Source organism: Mesorhizobium sp. Cs1299R1N1 (assembly GCF_037179655.1).
GTDB lineage: Bacteria > Pseudomonadota > Alphaproteobacteria > Rhizobiales > Rhizobiaceae > Mesorhizobium > Mesorhizobium salmacidum.
In genome coordinates this window covers 1-2,804 of sequence record NZ_JAPYKR010000067.1, presented here as the reverse complement: position 1 = coordinate 2,804, position 2,804 = coordinate 1, and the positions used below count along the sequence as shown (strand labels likewise).

Annotated in this window: 1 protein-coding gene and 2 pseudogenes; all 3 read left to right on the top strand. The window is 58.1% G+C overall.

Annotated features, from left to right (window positions below; all coding sequences use genetic code 11):
- Positions 1-1,176: thioesterase domain-containing protein (locus tag O7A70_RS33620; RefSeq protein WP_337144178.1), on the top strand; the 1,176-nt coding region annotated here is incomplete at its 5' end.
- A 255-nt stretch (positions 1,177-1,431) separates the two neighbouring features.
- Positions 1,432-2,184: pseudogene (locus tag O7A70_RS33615) on the top strand (IS5 family transposase).
- Between the two features lie 95 nt (positions 2,185-2,279).
- A pseudogene (locus O7A70_RS33610) lies at positions 2,280-2,804 on the top strand (transposase); the annotation flags it as partial.

Sequence of the window (2,804 nt, the reverse complement as noted above, 5' to 3'; positions counted from 1 at the left end):
CTGCCGCTGACGGCCAACGGCAAGCTCGACCGCAAGGCGCTGCCGGTCCCCGAGGACGACGCCTATGCGCGGGCGGCCTACGAGGCGCCGCAGGGCGCGGTCGAGACGGCGCTGGCCGGCATCTGGGCCGAGCTTCTGGGGCTGGAGCGGGTCGGACGCCACGACCACTTCTTCGAGCTCGGCGGTCACTCGCTGCTGGCGGTGCGGTTTCTCAATCGCGCATTAGATCTTGGGTTAAAGTTTAGCGCCGCGGATCTCTTCCAAGCTCCTGTTTTGAAGGAACTTGCATCGAAGATCGACGCGGAGCCGCACCGCAATGTAGCTCAAGTGTTTTCTGTAGTCCTTTCCGTTCGGGCTACAGGATCGCAACCGCCGCTCTTCTTTGTTCCCACAGGGTTAGGAGATTGTTCGTATGCCCTCAGTCTGGTGAATGAAATGAACGTGGACTGTCCTGTCTATGCTTTGCCATGGCCGTCCTGCAACGAATTTTGCCCGCCAACGTTTGAAGGGATAGCATCGGAAGTGGTCCTGGCGATCAAAGAAATCCAGCCGCGAGGTCCATATCGCTTTGCAGGATATTCCTCAGGCGCGATTTTGGCCTACGCGATTGCCCAACGCTTACTGGATCTCGATGAAACTGTGTCATTCATCGCTTTCATCGATGTTGCGCTACCTGCAAATCCATCAAGCGTATCACCTGATCAAATGGCGCGAGAAGTGGTGCTGGAATCTCTCGAATCTTTGGATGACAAGCGCTTCGACATATTGGAGCAATTCGCTAGACAAAGTTCGCTTGTTCAGCTGCTTGAAAAGGCGCAGCAAATTGGAGCGATATCTGAGGATCGTGACGTTCAAAATGACGCTTTGACGTATGAAACAATTGCCCGATTCCAAACGGCACTGCAGTTGTATCGAGTTCCACGCCTCTCAGTTGAAATACATCAGTTTTACGCCACCGAGCCTCGCCGCAGCCGTCGGCCGCCACCAGCCAAGAATTCAGCAGGTCCGGAGGCAGGTTCGCCCATGCGGGGCTGGGATCGCGTTTTGAGTGAGACGGCCATTCATGCCGCGCCGATTCCAGGCGACCACATTACGATGATGAGTATCCCCGAGAACCGCCGAGTTCTGGCCAGAGCCATGTCAACTGCCTTGAACAGATCCACCGACAACACGTAACACTGCAGCAGACGTCGATGCTGGGGCTATGACGTGATCTGGTGGCGGACCTCCGCTTCCGCATTGCTGAAGAGCCACGCTTCAGTCCACAACCGGCGAAGGAGCCCGTCATGACTGCGGATTTCGCAAAATGGGGTCAGAACAAGAGCAGTGCGAAATCGTACGCGGCCTTTACTAGGACGTAGTGACGATTTAACGGGTTGGGATTCCCAAGGAAGGGCAAATCAGATTCAACGCTGATTTTGGAGGTCAGCGATGGACTGCGATGCGCTTCGAGACGATCAGTGGGAACGGATCAAGGGCTTTGTGCCTGGCGGTACGAAGGGCAAGCGCGGCCCGCGCACCGACAACCGGAAGTTCCTCAATGCCCTGCTGTGGATGGCCCGCTCGGGTGGGCGCTGGCGTGATCTACCCGAGCGGCTCGGCGACTATCGATCCGTGAAGCGGCGCTACTATCGCTGGATCGAAATGGGCGTTCTCGACGAGATGCTTATGGTTCTTGCGCGCGAAGCCGATCTGGAATGGCTGATGATCGACTCGACCATTGTGCGCGCTCATCAGCACGCCGCCGGTGCGCGCCGGTCAAAAGGGGGGCGGATGCCCAAGGTCTGGGCCGGTCTCGCGGCGGCCTGAGCACCAAAATCCATGCGGCAGGCGATGCTCTTGGATTGCCGGTTCGCCTGATCGCCAGCCCAGGGCAGCGTAATGACATCGCCTTCGCGCATGATCTCGTCGACGGCTTCGAGACCGGCGCAGCGATCGCCGACAAGGGCTATGACGCCGACCATTTGCTTGAAAAGATCGCAGAAATAGGCGCCAACGTCGTCCAAGCGCAATCGAAAGCATCAGCGTCCCTACGACGCTGATCTCTACAAGGAGCGCAACATCATCGAGCGTTTCTTCAACAAACTCAAACAGTTCCGCCGCGTCGCAACTCGATACGACAAGCTGCTCGCCAACTTCATGGGCTTTGTCAAACTTGCCGCTATCGCTATCTGGCTCAGATAGTTAAATCGTCACTACGCCCTAGCTAAAGACAGCAATCCCCTTGCTGTACACGGTGTTTCATGGGATTCTTTGGACCTGATCCGAAGGAAATGAGAATGCCTGCAACGATGCTCGCCGCGCTTTCCAGTATCCGGACCGTTGAGGAGATGATCCTGGCCTTCGGGGATGAGCAGCATTGCCGTCGGTTGCTGGAAGTATGGTGTGGCCGGATGGTCGGATTTGCCCGGCCTGTGGTTACAAGCGTTCGATCGCGCTTGCTGGTCGCGATACCGGCAAGCGGCGTGCGCGACCAGGTCTGTATCAATGCTCCAACGGCGATTGCCGGTTCACGGTGACGACCCATACCCCGCTGCATTCGACCAGGCTGCCCCTTGCGTGTCTGGTTGAAGGCCATGTGGCTGCTGCTGCAACCGGATAAGGGCTTGTCCTCGGTCCGGCTCGCCGAGATCCTTGGAGTGAGCCAGCCGACGGCCTGGCGGATGGGTCACACACCGCGGCTGATGGTGGCGCGGGAAAACATGCTCGACGGCACGGTTGAGATCGACCATTTCCATCTCGGTGGAAACCCCCGAAAGCGCCCGGATGACTCACCTCCGGGCCGGGGCCGGAAAGGCCAGGTG